The following is a 14,291-nucleotide window of genomic DNA, read 5'->3' as shown; positions in this document are numbered from 1 at the left end:
ATTAAAGCGTTTGCTCTAAAATGCGAACAACTAATTGCTCAAAAGTTGCCCCATTTGCTTTTGCTGCCATTGGCACGAGCGATTTTTCAGTCATCCCGGGTACTGTATTTACTTCTAGTAAGTAAAAATTACCTTGCTCATCTTGCATAGCATCTACTCGGCCCCAGCCACTTGCACCGACTAAATCAAATGCATCAAGCGATATTGTTTGCAAATATTGAGTGTCTTGCGCAGATAAATCCGCTGGGCAATGGTACTGCGTTGTATTTGATTGATACTTAGCTTGGTAATCGTAAAAACCGTTAGGTGTGGTCATCTCAATAACGGGTTGTACTTCATCTCCAAGCACTGTAACGGTAAATTCTCGTCCTGTTATCCACTGCTCGACTAATACCTGATTATCAAACTTAAATGCATTGGCCAATGCTTCTTCTAGCTCTTGTGCGCTACTTGCTTGTGCCATGCCAATGCTTGAGCCTTCATGTGATGGCTTAACCATTACTTTTTTAAACTCATCCATAATGGCTTTAGCATCAAAACCTTTTTTAGCATCCACTACTGCATAAGGTGCTGTACTTAAACCAGCAGATTTAAATAGGTGCTTACAACGAACTTTATCCATAGCCAGTGCAGATCCAAGCACATTACTACCTGTGTAAGGTAGATTCATAAACTCAAGTGCACCTTGCACAGTGCCATCTTCACCACCACGGCCATGAAGAGCGATAAAAACACGATCTACACTTAATTCTTTTAATTCCCACAACGAGCGATTTTGAGGGTCGAATGCGATTGCATCTACGCCACTATTTTGTAGCGCGTTTAAAACAGCCTGACCCGATCGTAAAGACACTTCACGCTCTGCTGAGTTTCCACCTAGCAGTACCGCTACTTTACCAAATTGTGTATTTACCTGAGTCATACTTCACCCTGTTTAAGTTTTTCTATCGACATACCCGTTGCAGCTAATGTTTTAACTAGTTGACCTATGTTACCAGCGCCTTGGGTTAATACTAAATCATTATTTTGTAAGTTTGCTGCTAGCACACCTGCAAGTTCAGCATTGGTAGCTACGTGCAGAGGCTCTTTGCCGCGTTGACGTAAACTACGACACAGACTTTTACTATCTGCTCCTACGATAGGGTCTTCTCCGGCGCTATACACATCAAGTAAAAGTAATTGATCAACATCGGCTAATACTTTTACAAAGTCTTCGTATAAGTCACGAGTACGGCTAAATCTATGTGGTTGATAAACCATTACCAAGCGCTTATCTGGCCACCCTTCACGAACAGCCGCTATAGTAGCCGCTACTTCCGACGGATGATGACCATAATCATCAACAAGCATTACATTACCGCGCTCGTTCTCAAACTCACCGTAATGCTGAAAACGACGGCCAATTCCTTCAAACTTTTGCAGTGCTTCTAAAATCGCATAATTAGCAATGTTTTGATCTTTAGCTACAGCAATTGCAGCAGTTGCATTTAATGCATTGTGCTTACCAGGCATATTAAGCGTAGCAGTTAAGCTATCGCCATTTTTACTTGTTACGGTAAACGTACACGTATTGGCAGATTGACTAAAGTCGCTCATGCGATAATCGGCATCGCGTGCTTCGCCATAGGTAATTACAGGGCGAGCAAAACGTGGGATTAGCTCGCTGGCAACTTCTGAGTCAATGCACACGACAGCTAAGCCATAAAACGGTAGGTTATGGATAAAATCTACATAGGTGTCTTTCATTTTCTCAAGACTACCGCCGTAGGTATCCATGTGATCTTCTTCAATATTAGTGATCACCGACACCATAGGCTGTAAATGTAAAAACGACGCATCACTTTCATCTGCTTCTGCAATTAAAAAGTCGCTTTTACCAACCTTTGCATTACTACCTGCACTATTTAATAAACCACCAATAATAAAGGTAGGATCAAGCCCTGCTTGGGCATAAATACTGGCAATTAAACTCGTTGTAGTTGTTTTGCCGTGAGTACCCGCAATAGCAATACCATGGCGAAAACGCATTAACTCGGCAAGCATTTCTGCACGGCGAACTACTGGTATACGCGCCGCTTTTGCAGCTATAATTTCCGGGTTTGTTTCATCTATTGCGCTTGAAACAACCACTACGTTTGCATCTTTTACGTTATTTTCGTGATGGCCAATAAAGACTTCTGCACCGGCTTTTATCAAGCGCTCTGTCATTGCACTGTGCGCAATATCAGACCCTGTAATACGATAACCTTCAAAAGCAAGTACTTCTGCAATACCGCCCATACCAGCGCCACCAATACCTATAAAATGTATGGTGTCTATTCGACGCATCGCTGGTCGTGAATATTTTTCTTGTAATGACGTTTCTTTCACTTATTTTCTCTTATTTGTTACTTGCTCACAGTGCGCAGCTACGCTTGCTGTGGCATCTAAAATGGCTTGCTTTTTAGCATTATTAGCCATTTCATCAATTAATTTTGGTTGTGCTAAATAAGGACTCAACAGCGCAACAATAGACTGTTTATTAAATTGCCCTTGTGGCATCAATAAAGCGCCATTAGCCATTACTAAATACTGTGCGTTAGCAGTTTGATGATCGTCAACGGCATGCGGAAATGGTACAAATACTGCCATTTTACCCGCTGCGGCAATTTCGCTTACCGTTAGTGCACCCGCTCGGCAAATAACAATGTCGGCCCAGCTATAGGCTGCATCCATATCATCAATAAATTGTGCTACCTTTACTTGCTGCTCAGTAAATTGATGTAGTTTATAAGCAGCTTTAACGCTCTCTAAGTGCCCTTTACCCGTTTGATGCCACACATTTAAATCACATGTGTTTGCCATAACTTTAAATGCTTCAGGTAAGGTCTGGTTAAGTACTTGAGCACCTAACGAACCACCTACAACGAGTACATTTATAGGGTTTGAAACTTCACGCTTAGGCACATCAGCCACACTTTGGCGAACAGGATTACCTACAAGCTCAGCTTGGCCTTTATCAAAAGCACTCGGAAAAGCGGCGAGTACTTTATTAGCAAATTTAGCCAACCATCGATTACTCATTCCAGCAACCGCATTTTGCTCATGAATAACCAGTGGAATACCCAAACTTTTAGCCGCAATACCGGTTGGCCCGGTTACATAGCCACCCATTGCAAGTACTACATCAGGTTGTTGAGATTTCAATACCTTACGCGCCTGCAATATTGCATTAAGTACCATGAATGGGGCTTTAATAAGACGCTTTAAGCCATTACCGCGTACGCCCTTTACATTAATAAAATCAATCTCAATATTGTGCTTTGGCACAACCTCGGCTTCCATTCTATCGGGTGTGCCTATCCAGCTGACTTCCCAACCTTGGTTTTTTAAATAATCAGCTACAGCAATACCCGGAAATATATGCCCGCCAGTTCCGCCTGCTACTACTACTAATTTTTTACTCATCGCTTACCTCCACGTGAGGTGGCTTGCTTGGTTGCCATTTTAGTTTCAAAATCAACACGCAATAAAATACCAGTGGCAATCGTCATCATTAATAAGCTTGAGCCACCATACGAAATAAACGGCAATGTTAACCCTTTTGTGGGTAATATTCCTGCACTTGCACCTACATTAACCATGGTTTGAAACGCAAACCAAATGCCAATTGCTAAGGCTAAATAGCCCTCATATTCTTTACCATTTTTAAGTGCTGTTTGGCCAATTAATAAAGCCCTAAACACCAAAGTACCTAACACCATTAAAATGCTTAGTACGCCTACAAAACCAAGTTCTTCAGCGATAACAGCAAAAATAAAGTCGGTATGAGCCTCCGGTAAGTACTGTAACTTTTGTACGCTATTTCCAAGTCCTTGGCCAAACCAATCACCTTGACTGTATGCCATCAATGACTGCACTAACTGATAGCCTTTACCAAATGGATCATCCCAAGGCTCTAAAAAACCAACAACACGTGCCATTCGATATGGCTCTAAAACAATTAAGCCAACAACCAGCGCAACGCCTGTTAAAATTAATGCAAAAAACTGCCAAAGCTTTGCGCCAGCTAAAAATAAAAGGCCTACCGTTGTAACAAACATAACAACCACGGTGCCTAAATCGGGCTGTAATAAAATAAGTAATGCGTATACAGCAAACACTGCTATTGGCTTTGCAAAACCTTTAATATTTTCTTGTACTTCTTCTCGCTTACGTACCAAATAACCGGCTATATAACTAAAAAAGAATAACTTAGCTAGCTCAGATGCTTGTATATTAAAAGGCCCTACAGGTATCCAACGCGTTGAACCATTTACCTCACGGCCAACAATTAGCACTACAAGTAGCAGCACTAAACCTATTAGCAATAAATAAGGGTTGGCTTTTTTCCACCAACTCATAGGCACTAACGTGGTTATCCAAAATAAACAAAACGACAACGCTAAAAAAATACCGTGTCGAATTGTAAAATGGTAAATATCACCAAACAGCCTATCTGCAGTAGGCATTGAGGCGCTGGTCACCATTACAAAACCCACCCCAATAAGCATTAACATGCAATAAAGCAAAGGCACATCATAAAGCTGTGCTGATGGTTTAGGCGTTAGTGCTTCTTTTAAATCAGCAAAAGCAATCATAATTGCCCTTCCATTACACATTGCACAAAGTCATCGCCACGTTGCATATAATTGTTATACATATCAATGCTGGCACACGCAGGAGCAAGCAAAACAATATCACCACGTTTGCTAAGTACTTGTGCAAGTGCCACGGCTTCTTGCATATTATTTACTAAATGCGATTTACTAGTAAGTGCCGCAAGTGCGTTTGCATCTTTACCAAAGCAAACGAGCGCTTTTACATGATTTTTTATATATGGTTTCAGCGCATTTAAATCAGCGCCTTTAGCATCGCCACCAGCTATTACAATCAGGTTTTCGTACTCTGAGGCTAAGCTATCTATTGCCGCTATAGTTGCGCCAACATTAGTGGCTTTAGAATCGTTAAAGTACTTAACGCCATTTTTATCGCTTACAAATTGACAGCGGTGCGCTAAACCATGAAATTGGCTAAGTGCTGTTGTGTACTGCTCTTTAGTAATATTAAACGGGCTCAATAACGCCATAACGGACAGGGTATTTAAGTAATTGTGTTTACCTACTACCGCAAGTGTACTAACAGGTAAAAACGCCTCGCCCTTCGCTATAAAGTGCAGCTCATTATTATGCTCAGCTAAGTGATAATCACCTTGGTCGGTGCCAAAACTCATTTGCGGCGCTAAAGAGCGGCTAATAGGCTTAGTTTGAATATCATCTTCGTTTATTACTATGAGCTCAGCATTGTTATAAATGCTTAATTTAGAATCGATATAAGCTTGGTAGCTGTCGTAACGATCTAGATGATCTTCAGATACATTTAATACCGTCGCGCTAATAGGTTTTAAGCTCGAGCTGGTATCAAGCTGAAAACTTGAAAGCTCCAGCACATACACGTCAAAATCATCGCTTAGTAAATCTAATACCGCAGTACCAATATTACCGCCAAGCGCGACTTTATAACCTGCCGCTTTTAGTACTTCATAGGCAAGGGTTACAACGGTTGATTTACCATTTGAACCCGTTACCGCTACAACCGGTTTAGTATTTATGCGAGCAAATAGCTCAACGTCACCAATTACTTCAACGCCTGACTCAATAGCCTTTGCGATAGCAGGTATTTTTAAGCTAAGCCCAGGACTTATAATAATCATGTCACTTTTACAAAGTGCAGCATCATCCAAGTTACCATAGTGAGTACTTAGCTGTGGCGCATGTTCTTTTAGCCAATCAATCCCGGGAGGATTTTTGCGGCTATCAACAACCTTTGGCGAGAAGCCATGAGATAATAAAAAACGCACAATGCCCAGACCGGTAACACCGAGTCCGAGCACTGTTATTTGTTTGTTTTTTATCTCGTTTAAATACTGCATTTATCGAATCTTTAATGTCGCTAGGCCTGCAAGCACAAGCACAATAGAAATAATCCAAAAGCGCACAATAACGCGTGGCTCAGGCCAACCTTTTAATTCGTAATGATGATGGATGGGTGCCATTCTGAAAATTCGTTGTCCACGTAATTTGTATGAGCCCACTTGTAATATTACCGACAAAGCTTCCATTACAAACACGCCACCCATAATAATAAGCAGCAACTCCTGGCGAACTAAAATAGCAATAATGCCCAGCGCACCACCGAGTGCAAGCGAACCTACATCGCCCATAAATACTTGTGCCGGATAAGTGTTAAACCATAAGAAGCCTAATCCTGCGCCTACAATAGCGGTACACACCACTACAAGCTCACTAGCAAGTGGTAAATGCGGAATATGTAAGTAAGCCGAAAAGTTAATGTTACCCGTTAAGTAAGCAATTATGGCAAGTGCTGCCGCGACTAAAATAGTAGGTACTATAGCTAAGCCATCTAGGCCATCGGTTAAGTTTACGGCGTTTGAGGTACCGACTAATGCAAAGTAGGTAATTACAATGTAAAACAAGCCTAACTGCGGTAATACATCTTTAAAAAATGGCACAACGAGAGAGGTTTCAGCCGCTTGTGTGCTGGTTGCGTAAAGTGCTGTGGCAACCACTAAAGCAATTACCGATTGCCAAAAATACTTCCATTTAGCAATTAGACCTTTTGGATCTTTACGAATAACCTTACGGTAATCATCTATAAAGCCCACCACACCTAGCGAGCCAATTACAAATAAAGTAGCCCACACATATTTGTTTGATAAATCAGCCCACAGCAAGGTACTTGTAAAAATAGCGCCTAAAATTAATATACCGCCCATAGTAGGCGTGCCTCTTTTAGACAAGTGCGATTCAGGGCCATCGTGGCGAACAACTTGGCCTATTTGCATACGCTGTAATGCACGAATCAGCTTTGGACCGAAATATAACGACATCATTAACGCAGTCAAAATACCTAAAATGGCACGCAGCGTTAAATACGAAAAAACATGAAAACCACTAAAATATTGAGTTAAATACTCTGCCAGCCAAACTAACATGATGATACTCCATTGATGGCATGTTGCTGGCCATTTACTAAATCGGTTACTAATAATTCCATACGAGAACTGCGAGATCCTTTCACTACTATTGTGATTTTACTATCTACTTTACTAAGACTTAATTGAATTTGTTTGAGCATCTCATCACGATTTGAAAAATGACGATTAGGCTTTTCAAATACATCACTGGCTGACTTGCTAAGCACACCGAGGGTAAATAGCTCATCAATCCCTTGCTCTAATGCATACTCGCCAACTTCTTGGTGATACATACGGGCATCTTCACCAAGCTCTCCCATATCGCCAAGCGCTAAAATACGGTGACCTTTAATATTACCAAGCAAATCAATAGCGGCTTTTACCGACTTAACGTTTGCGTTATAGGTATCATCTATTACCGTTAATGTGTCACTGACATTAATTAGATTTACGCGGCCTTTAACATCGCCCATAGTGGCAAGCGCATTAGCAATTTCTTCAAGAGATATGTCAAATTCGCTGGTAAGTGCTGCGGCTATGAGTGCGTTACTAATATTATGTTTACCCGGAAGCGCCAGAGTTACAGGTACTTGCTTGTTGTTGGTACAAAGGGTAAAGCTTGCTCTGGCGTTTTCGTCTAGGCTAATATTTTCAGCCCAAATATCGAGTTTTTCTGTACTTGATAAGCGCTTAACGTTTTTATCTGTTAACTTATCAAGCCAATATTGGCTAAATTCGCTATCGCAATTAACAATGGCAACGCCATCATCTTTTAGGCCATCAAAAATCTCACCTTTTGCTTTAGCTACACCCATTAAGCTGCCAAAACCTTCTAAATGTGCAGCCGCCACATTACATACAACAGCTACATCGGGTTTTGCCATTGCTGTTGTGTAAGCAATTTCACCTAAATGATTTGCTCCAAGCTCTATTACAGCAAAGCGATGCTGTGGCTCTAAACGTAATAAAGTAAGTGGTACACCAATGTCGTTATTAAAATTGCCTTTAGTGGCAAGTACATCACCCTGCACAGATAAAATAGCAGCGCACATTTCTTTTACAGTGGTTTTACCCACGCTGCCGGTAATAGCAATTGTTTTAGGAGCAACTTGCGCCATTACCGCTGCACCAATATCACCTAACGCAATACGCGTATCGCCAACAACAAATTGTGCAATATCAACAGCTACTTTGTGTTGAACAATGACACCAATAGCACCTTTTTGTTTTGCTTGTTCTATAAATTTATGGCCATCAAAATTAGGACCTTTAAGTGCTAAAAACACTTCACCCTCGCAAATGCTACGGGTATCAGTGTTTATATTAATCACTTTTTGATTATCACCTTGATAATCGGTTGCTAGCACATTAGCCAGCCAATCAAAATCCATTGGGATCATTGAGTTATCCCTCTTACTGCTTTTTTTAGTTGTTCTTGTACATAGCGGCGATCGCAAAAGTCTATGCGCGTATCGCCAATTATTTGATAATCTTCATGCCCTTTACCAGCAATTAAAATAACGTCGCCGGCTGCGGCATTATTTATTGCATAACTAATTGCGGTTGCTCGGTCGGCCTCTAAATGGGCCTTTTCAGGATGCGTTAAACCTGCTGCTACATCTGCAATAATGGCGTCTGGGTTTTCTGAGCGTGGGTTATCGCTAGTAATAATAACCTTATTAGCATTTTGCTCAGCAGCTTGCGCCATTAGAGCACGCTTGCCTTTATCTCTATCGCCACCACAGCCAAATACACAGCTTACACCGCCTGGCACATGTTTTTGCAGCGCTTGTAATGCAAGTGCTAACGCCTCAGGTGTATGTGCATAATCAACAACACATGTTGGCTTGTCTGCTTCGCTAAATGCTTGCATACGCCCTGCAACAGGTTGTAAATGTGCGCAACCATCAATAAGTTGCTCCAGCGGATAACCTAAGCTAAGTAATGTAGCGAGTGCAGCAGTTAAATTATACAAATTAAATTCGCCAAACAGCGGCGATTTTATCTTAACGTCACCCCAACTTGTGATTAATTGCGCCGAAATACCATTGTTAGAATATTCAACGTCAGAAAAATACACAAATTTCACATTATCAGGGGCTAAATTTTTACGCCCATAACAAACTAAGTTATTAAAGCTGTATTTTTCTAACCACTGCTCTGCTTGTCCGTCATCTTGATTGAGCACTACATGCTGTGGTTCAAAATCGCGAAACAGCATTAGCTTTGCATCCCCATAACTTACCATATCACCATGATAATCTAAGTGATCACGCGATAAATTAGTAAATACCGCCGCTTTAAATTGGCACTGTGCTACACGGTGCTGCACTAAACCGTGCGATGATACTTCCATAGCAATTAGTTTTTTATGCTGTTGGTGCAAATCACTCAATATATGTTGTAAATCAACAGTCGAAGGCGTGGTATTAATAAGTGGCGTGAGTGTGTCTGGGTGACCATACCCTAGCGTGCCAATAATGGCCGAATCTATACTACAAAATTGCGCTAAATGAGCAATCATTGCTGTTGTGGTTGATTTGCCGTTAGTGCCCGTTACACCAATCAAATCTAAATTATGACTCGGTTGGGCATAAAAACGACTTGCCAGCTCAGGCAATTTTTTATCTAGCTCTGTTACTAAATAAAGAGGTTCAAAGCTTACATCAAATTCACATAATCTATCTGCAATAATAGCTGTAGCGCCGTTCTCAATTGCTTTATCAATAAACTGCCCGCCATCTAATTGATGACCTTTTATAGCAACAAACACATCTCCGGGTGTAACATCACGGCTATCGAGTCGTAAATGTTTAACTACCTGCGAAGGTGCATCTATATCGATGTATTTTAAAATAGCCTTTAAATCACGCATCGTTATCTTTACCTTTCACGTACGCAACCTCTTCCTTATCTGGTGCAACGTTTAATATTCTTAATGCGTTAGAGATGATTTCTGCAAATGCAGGGCCAGCAGTGGCACCTCCATAGTACACATCACCACCAGGCTCGTTAATCATAACTACCACAGCCAAGCGTGGGTTACTTGCTGGTGCAACACCTGCAAAATAACCTACGTATTCATCACCATAACCACCAGCAACAGCCTTTTTAGAAGTCCCTGTTTTACCAGCAGCACGGTATCCATCAACTTTTACGTTTCGCGCGGTGCCATCTTTTTCAAACACGCTTTCCATCATGTGTACTACGGCTTCCACATCTTTTTGCTTAAAAATACGCTCGCCTTCAGGTACATTATCTTGCTTTAAAATAGTAAGAGGACGATTTACGCCACCTGCCCCTAACATGGTATAAAAACGCGCCATTTGTGCGGTACTTACCGAAATCGCATAGCCAAACGACAGCGTTGCAATTTCAAAATCTGACCAACGGCGGTTTGGGTAAAATAATCCACTGCTTTCGCCCACCATGCCCGTGCCTGTGTCGCTGCCAAAGCCTACTTTTTGGTATAACCCTACTAGGTAATCTTTTGGCACTTGTTGCGTTACTTTGGCTACGCCCATGTTTGATGAATATTTTAGGATTTCGCGAAGTGTCATTTCACCGTGATTACGGGTATCTCTTACTAAGCTACCACCTAAACGCATCCAACCTGGGTAGGTATCAATCGTGTCGTCAGCCTTAATTGCGCCGTAGTCTAGCCCAGCCAAAATGGCTAGTGGCTTAACGGTTGAGCCAGGTTCAAACAAATCGGTAATAGCACGGTTACGACGCTTATGCGGGGCTGCATCATTTAAGTTATTTGGATTAAATGAAGGGCTGTTCACCATGGCAAGAACTTCACCGGTTTTAACATCAACCACCATGGCCGACCCCGATGTTGCTTTATAGGTGAGCACTGCAGATTTTACTGCTTTATAAGCTATGGCTTGAATACGTTGGTCAATACTTAGTTGAATGCTTTCTGGCTCTACGCGTTCACGTTCATCAAGTACTTCAACTTCACGACCTTGAGCATCTTTACGAATAGTACGTCGCCCTTCTTCGCCTGTAAGTGCATTTTCGTAGAGCTTTTCTATGCCCTCAATGCCTTTACCATCAATGTTTGTAAAGCCAATGATATGAGCTGTCACTTCACCTGCAGGGTAATAACGTTTAGATTCATCAAGTAAATGAATGCCTGGCAAGCGTAAGTCGCCAATATAATTTGCAACTGCAGGAGTAACTTGGCGCTTTAAATACACAAAGCGGCGGCTAGGATCGTTTAAAAGCCGAGAATTGATCTTTTTAGGGTCAATACGCAGTACATCAGCAAGCTCGCGCCAGCGTAAATCGTTTTTATAATATAAGCTGGTACGTTTATCTAGTTCAGCTGCGTTTTCAGTGAGTGCTAAGTGATCTTCACCGTCTTTACGTGCTTGTTTAACTACTTTAGCAACAAGTGATTTATGCAGCGCTTTTGGATCTGCATACACACTCACCACAGGTACACTTACAGCAAGCTCTTTACCGTGCCGATCAAATATCATCCCACGTTGCACATGCAGTTTTTCTACTCGTACAGTACGTTTATCGCTTTCTGATCGCGCTTTATCTGGCTCAATTACTTGCAAATAAGCAGCACGAGACACCAGTGTAACAAACACCATAAACACCACACCACACACCAGCATAAAGCGCCATGTGATTAAGTTTGCTGCTGGTTTTTTGCCTCTACTTGTTCTCATTGTACTATTATTACCTGCTCATCTTGACTGGTAGGTCGTTTCATTTTTAATTGCGATGTAGCCACTTCTTCAATGCGCGCATGCTGCGAATAAAACTCTTCTTCTACAAGTAAATAGCGCCACTCTAAATCAAGTTCATCACGTTCTTGCAATAGCGTATCTTGCTCAATAAGCTGACCACGTGCTAGGTGAGTTACCTGTACAACGGCTAAACTTGATGCGAATATCACAACCAACAAGGCCGAGGTTAGCTTGTTAGCTCCTAGGCCTTTTAATATTTCTAAAAATAAATTAGGTTGGCGATAGTTCGCTTTTTTACTCATCCCAACCTCTGTGCAATCCTAAGTACTGAGCTACGTGAACGAGGATTACGCTCTATTTCTGCAGCACTTGGTTTAATAGCTTTACCCACTGCTTTTAACGTCAGGTTTTTATTTATTTGTGCATCGGTTAAAGGCAGACCTCTGGGTAACGCTTCTCCCTTACTCTGTTTTCTAATAAATTGTTTAACAATTCTGTCCTCAAGAGAATGAAACGAAATCACCACTAAACGCCCGCCAGGTTTAAGCACTTTAACGGCAGACTGTAATGCAGTTTGAATCTCTTCAAGTTCACTGTTTATATAAATTCTAATTGCTTGAAAGGTCCGTGTAGCTGGGTGCTTATATTTATCTTTTACCGGTACGGCTTCATCAACTAAATCAGCAAGCTGCTTAGTTGTAGTAATTGGCGTATGTTCACGAACCTCAAGTACTTTGTGGGCGATACGTTTACCAAACTTTTCTTCGCCGTAGGTTTTAATTACGTGAGTAATGTCTTCAAGTTCAGCTTCAGCCAGCCACTGCGCTGCACTTCGACCACTTGTTGGGTCCATGCGCATATCCAGCGGACCATCTTTCATAAAGCTAAAACCGCGTTCTGCATCATCAAGCTGTGGCGACGACACACCAATATCAAGCAAAATGCCATCTACTTTACCTAACAGATCGTTTTGCTCTGCTACGTCGAATAGATTTGAAAAACGGGTGTGTGCAATTGCAAAGCGAGAGTCGTCTGCAAATTTTTCAGCTGATTTAATAGCTTGTGGATCTTGATCTATTGCTTGTAGGCGGCCTTCATCGCCAAGGCGTGCTAAAATTTGTCCAGAGTGGCCGCCACGTCCAAAAGTACCATCCATGTATATACCGTCTGGCTTAATTGCAAGGGCATCGATGGTTTCGTCCATAAGTACGGATACGTGTTCAAATTGCGCTGTCATTAGCTATTGTTTGCCTTTTTTTGTGCCGTTAGAGTGTGAAATTATCTAAATCTTGGTTAGGTTCAAAATCACCAAGCCTTTCAAGCTCAGTGTCTTGCTGCATTTGCTCGTGCCAACGCGCCTCATCCCAAATTTCAAATTTATTCATCAAACCAACTAGCATTATTTTTTTGCCAAGTGATGCATGCGACCGTAGTGACGGCGCTAGCAAAATTCGACCATTTTTATCAAGTTGATACTCTGTGGCGTTACCGAGCAACATACGTTGCATGCGACGAGCGCGAGGATTCATATTAGAAATTTTGGCTAAACGGCTTTCTATTTCAAGCCACTCAGCAAGCGGATACAACCATAAGCACGGCTCATTTAATGCGACGGTACATATAACCGTTCCCTGATCTTCAGATAGCAGAGTGTCTCGGTACTTGGTAGGTACCGCAAAACGTCCTTTATCGTCCAAACTCAGTGAACTCGCGCCACGAAACATGAAAAGCCTACTTTTGAATTGTTTTAATCGACTTTCGATTAATTTGATCCAGTTAGATCCACTAAAAACCACTTTTTACCACAGTGCTCCAGTTTAGGGCTTGACAAGCTATTTTGTCAAGTAAGCTGACCAGCTTTAACGACTCTCAAAGCTAATAAAAATAAGGGTTCAAGCAAAGCGGTTGAATTAAGTGGGAAAAAGCGGACTTAAAAGGTAAAAATTATTTTTTAGGTATTTAATAACTTTTTGTTTACACGCTTTGATTACTGAATAACCAATGAATAATTACAAAAAATTAAGCCTTAGTTATGAGTATGTAAAATTTACTTAAAGGGGGAGAAATTGTTACTTCATTTTATCATCAAGCTGATTTAAGCCATAGATAAAAATAAAAATAAATCATTATAATCAGATAGTTAAGATTTATTGAAGGGTTGGTTTAATCGTTGCATTAGTAAAATTACCAGTTAAATTTTTTTATTTTATTTATTAAGGATTGATTATGGCTACTGCAACAAATACTAAAGCAAACACTGAAACAAATATTAAACCTGAAATTAAGCAAACTGAGAGCGAAGCACCATTTACAGACAAAGCAACCTCTGTAGCACATGATGCAGTAGATGCACTTTCTAGCAAAGCATCAGTAGCTGAATCAAGCGTACGCAAAGGCGCTTCAAGCTCAGCGGAAGCACTAAGTGAAAAGCAACTTATTGCTCGAGAAAAGCTTTCTGAATGTACTACTAAAACACGTGCATTTGCTTCAGAAAACCCATTAGCAACTGCTGGGATCGCATTTGCAGCAGGTATGTTACTTACTTCATTACTACGTCGTAAGTAATT

The 14,291-nt window shown here is 41.3% G+C and carries 13 protein-coding genes; 1 reads left to right on the top strand and 12 read right to left on the bottom strand.

Annotated features, from left to right (window positions below; translation table 11 throughout):
* Position 1: 1 nt before the first annotated feature.
* The 12 genes from ALFOR1_RS03045 to mraZ are packed head-to-tail and all read right to left on the bottom strand — an operon-like array spanning position 2 to position 13,448.
* Positions 2-922, bottom strand: a complete 921-nt coding sequence (locus tag ALFOR1_RS03045) for a D-alanine--D-alanine ligase (protein ID WP_104642014.1) — start codon at positions 920-922, stop codon at positions 2-4.
* Positions 919-2,370, bottom strand: a complete 1,452-nt coding sequence (gene murC / locus ALFOR1_RS03040; protein ID WP_058547022.1) for a UDP-N-acetylmuramate--L-alanine ligase — start codon at positions 2,368-2,370, stop codon at positions 919-921. Before murC ends, ALFOR1_RS03045 begins: the two co-directional genes overlap by 4 nt.
* Complete coding sequence (murG, locus tag ALFOR1_RS03035; protein ID WP_058547021.1) at positions 2,371-3,447, bottom strand: undecaprenyldiphospho-muramoylpentapeptide beta-N-acetylglucosaminyltransferase; 1,077 nt, start codon at positions 3,445-3,447, stop codon at positions 2,371-2,373.
* The gene (gene ftsW, locus ALFOR1_RS03030) at positions 3,444-4,619 is read right to left on the bottom strand and encodes a cell division protein FtsW (protein ID WP_058547020.1); all 1,176 of its coding nucleotides are present in this window, start codon (positions 4,617-4,619) and stop codon (positions 3,444-3,446) included. Before ftsW ends, murG begins: the two co-directional genes overlap by 4 nt.
* Positions 4,616-5,950: a UDP-N-acetylmuramoyl-L-alanine--D-glutamate ligase gene (murD, locus tag ALFOR1_RS03025; protein ID WP_104642013.1), complete on the bottom strand. Its 1,335-nt coding sequence runs from the start codon at positions 5,948-5,950 to the stop codon at positions 4,616-4,618. Before murD ends, ftsW begins: the two co-directional genes overlap by 4 nt.
* Positions 5,951-7,033, bottom strand: coding sequence for a phospho-N-acetylmuramoyl-pentapeptide-transferase (gene mraY / locus ALFOR1_RS03020; protein WP_058547018.1), 1,083 nt, complete (start codon positions 7,031-7,033; stop codon positions 5,951-5,953).
* The gene (locus tag ALFOR1_RS03015) at positions 7,027-8,415 is read right to left on the bottom strand and encodes a UDP-N-acetylmuramoyl-tripeptide--D-alanyl-D-alanine ligase (protein ID WP_104642012.1); all 1,389 of its coding nucleotides are present in this window, start codon (positions 8,413-8,415) and stop codon (positions 7,027-7,029) included. The genes mraY and ALFOR1_RS03015 overlap by 7 nt, the downstream gene beginning before the upstream one ends.
* The gene (gene murE / locus ALFOR1_RS03010; RefSeq protein ID WP_104642011.1) at positions 8,412-9,890 is read right to left on the bottom strand and encodes a UDP-N-acetylmuramoyl-L-alanyl-D-glutamate--2,6-diaminopimelate ligase; all 1,479 of its coding nucleotides are present in this window, start codon (positions 9,888-9,890) and stop codon (positions 8,412-8,414) included. The genes ALFOR1_RS03015 and murE overlap by 4 nt, the downstream gene beginning before the upstream one ends.
* Positions 9,883-11,703 (bottom strand): penicillin-binding transpeptidase domain-containing protein, encoded by a 1,821-nt coding sequence (locus ALFOR1_RS03005; RefSeq protein ID WP_058547015.1) that lies wholly within the window; start codon positions 11,701-11,703, stop codon positions 9,883-9,885. The genes murE and ALFOR1_RS03005 overlap by 8 nt, the downstream gene beginning before the upstream one ends.
* Positions 11,700-12,026 (bottom strand): cell division protein FtsL, encoded by a 327-nt coding sequence (ftsL, locus tag ALFOR1_RS03000; RefSeq protein ID WP_104642010.1) that lies wholly within the window; start codon positions 12,024-12,026, stop codon positions 11,700-11,702. The genes ALFOR1_RS03005 and ftsL overlap by 4 nt, the downstream gene beginning before the upstream one ends.
* Entirely contained in the window at positions 12,023-12,961 is a 939-nt protein-coding gene (rsmH, locus tag ALFOR1_RS02995; RefSeq protein ID WP_104642009.1) for a 16S rRNA (cytosine(1402)-N(4))-methyltransferase RsmH, read from the bottom strand. Before rsmH ends, ftsL begins: the two co-directional genes overlap by 4 nt.
* Positions 12,962-12,989: 28 nt before the next feature.
* Positions 12,990-13,448 (bottom strand): division/cell wall cluster transcriptional repressor MraZ, encoded by a 459-nt coding sequence (mraZ, locus tag ALFOR1_RS02990; protein ID WP_058547012.1) that lies wholly within the window; start codon positions 13,446-13,448, stop codon positions 12,990-12,992.
* A gap of 502 nt (positions 13,449-13,950) precedes the next feature.
* On the opposite strand from mraZ, the gene ALFOR1_RS02985 reads away from it, so the two are divergent.
* Positions 13,951-14,289, top strand: a complete 339-nt coding sequence (locus tag ALFOR1_RS02985; RefSeq protein ID WP_082660542.1) for a DUF883 C-terminal domain-containing protein — start codon at positions 13,951-13,953, stop codon at positions 14,287-14,289.
* Positions 14,290-14,291 lie beyond the last annotated feature (2 nt).

It is taken from the genome of Pseudoalteromonas carrageenovora IAM 12662, from assembly GCF_900239935.1.
Taxonomy (GTDB): Bacteria; Pseudomonadota; Gammaproteobacteria; order Enterobacterales; family Alteromonadaceae; genus Pseudoalteromonas; species Pseudoalteromonas carrageenovora.
This window is presented reverse-complemented; position numbering and strand designations above follow the sequence as displayed.

Coding starts and splice junctions, on each gene's coding strand:
- murD (WP_104642013.1), bottom strand. CDS start 5,950: ATGCAGTATTTAAACGAGATAAAAAACAAACAAATAACAGTGCTCGGA.
- murG (WP_058547021.1), bottom strand. CDS start 3,447: ATGAGTAAAAAATTAGTAGTAGTAGCAGGCGGAACTGGCGGGCATATA.
- ftsL (WP_104642010.1), bottom strand. CDS start 12,026: ATGAGTAAAAAAGCGAACTATCGCCAACCTAATTTATTTTTAGAAATA.
- ALFOR1_RS03005 (WP_058547015.1), bottom strand. CDS start 11,703: ATGAGAACAAGTAGAGGCAAAAAACCAGCAGCAAACTTAATCACATGG.
- murE (WP_104642011.1), bottom strand. CDS start 9,890: ATGCGTGATTTAAAGGCTATTTTAAAATACATCGATATAGATGCACCT.
- ftsW (WP_058547020.1), bottom strand. CDS start 4,619: ATGATTGCTTTTGCTGATTTAAAAGAAGCACTAACGCCTAAACCATCA.
- ALFOR1_RS03045 (WP_104642014.1), bottom strand. CDS start 922: ATGACTCAGGTAAATACACAATTTGGTAAAGTAGCGGTACTGCTAGGT.
- ALFOR1_RS02985 (WP_082660542.1), top strand. CDS start 13,951: ATGGCTACTGCAACAAATACTAAAGCAAACACTGAAACAAATATTAAA.
- ALFOR1_RS03015 (WP_104642012.1), bottom strand. CDS start 8,415: ATGATCCCAATGGATTTTGATTGGCTGGCTAATGTGCTAGCAACCGAT.
- mraZ (WP_058547012.1), bottom strand. CDS start 13,448: ATGTTTCGTGGCGCGAGTTCACTGAGTTTGGACGATAAAGGACGTTTT.
- mraY (WP_058547018.1), bottom strand. CDS start 7,033: ATGTTAGTTTGGCTGGCAGAGTATTTAACTCAATATTTTAGTGGTTTT.
- rsmH (WP_104642009.1), bottom strand. CDS start 12,961: ATGACAGCGCAATTTGAACACGTATCCGTACTTATGGACGAAACCATC.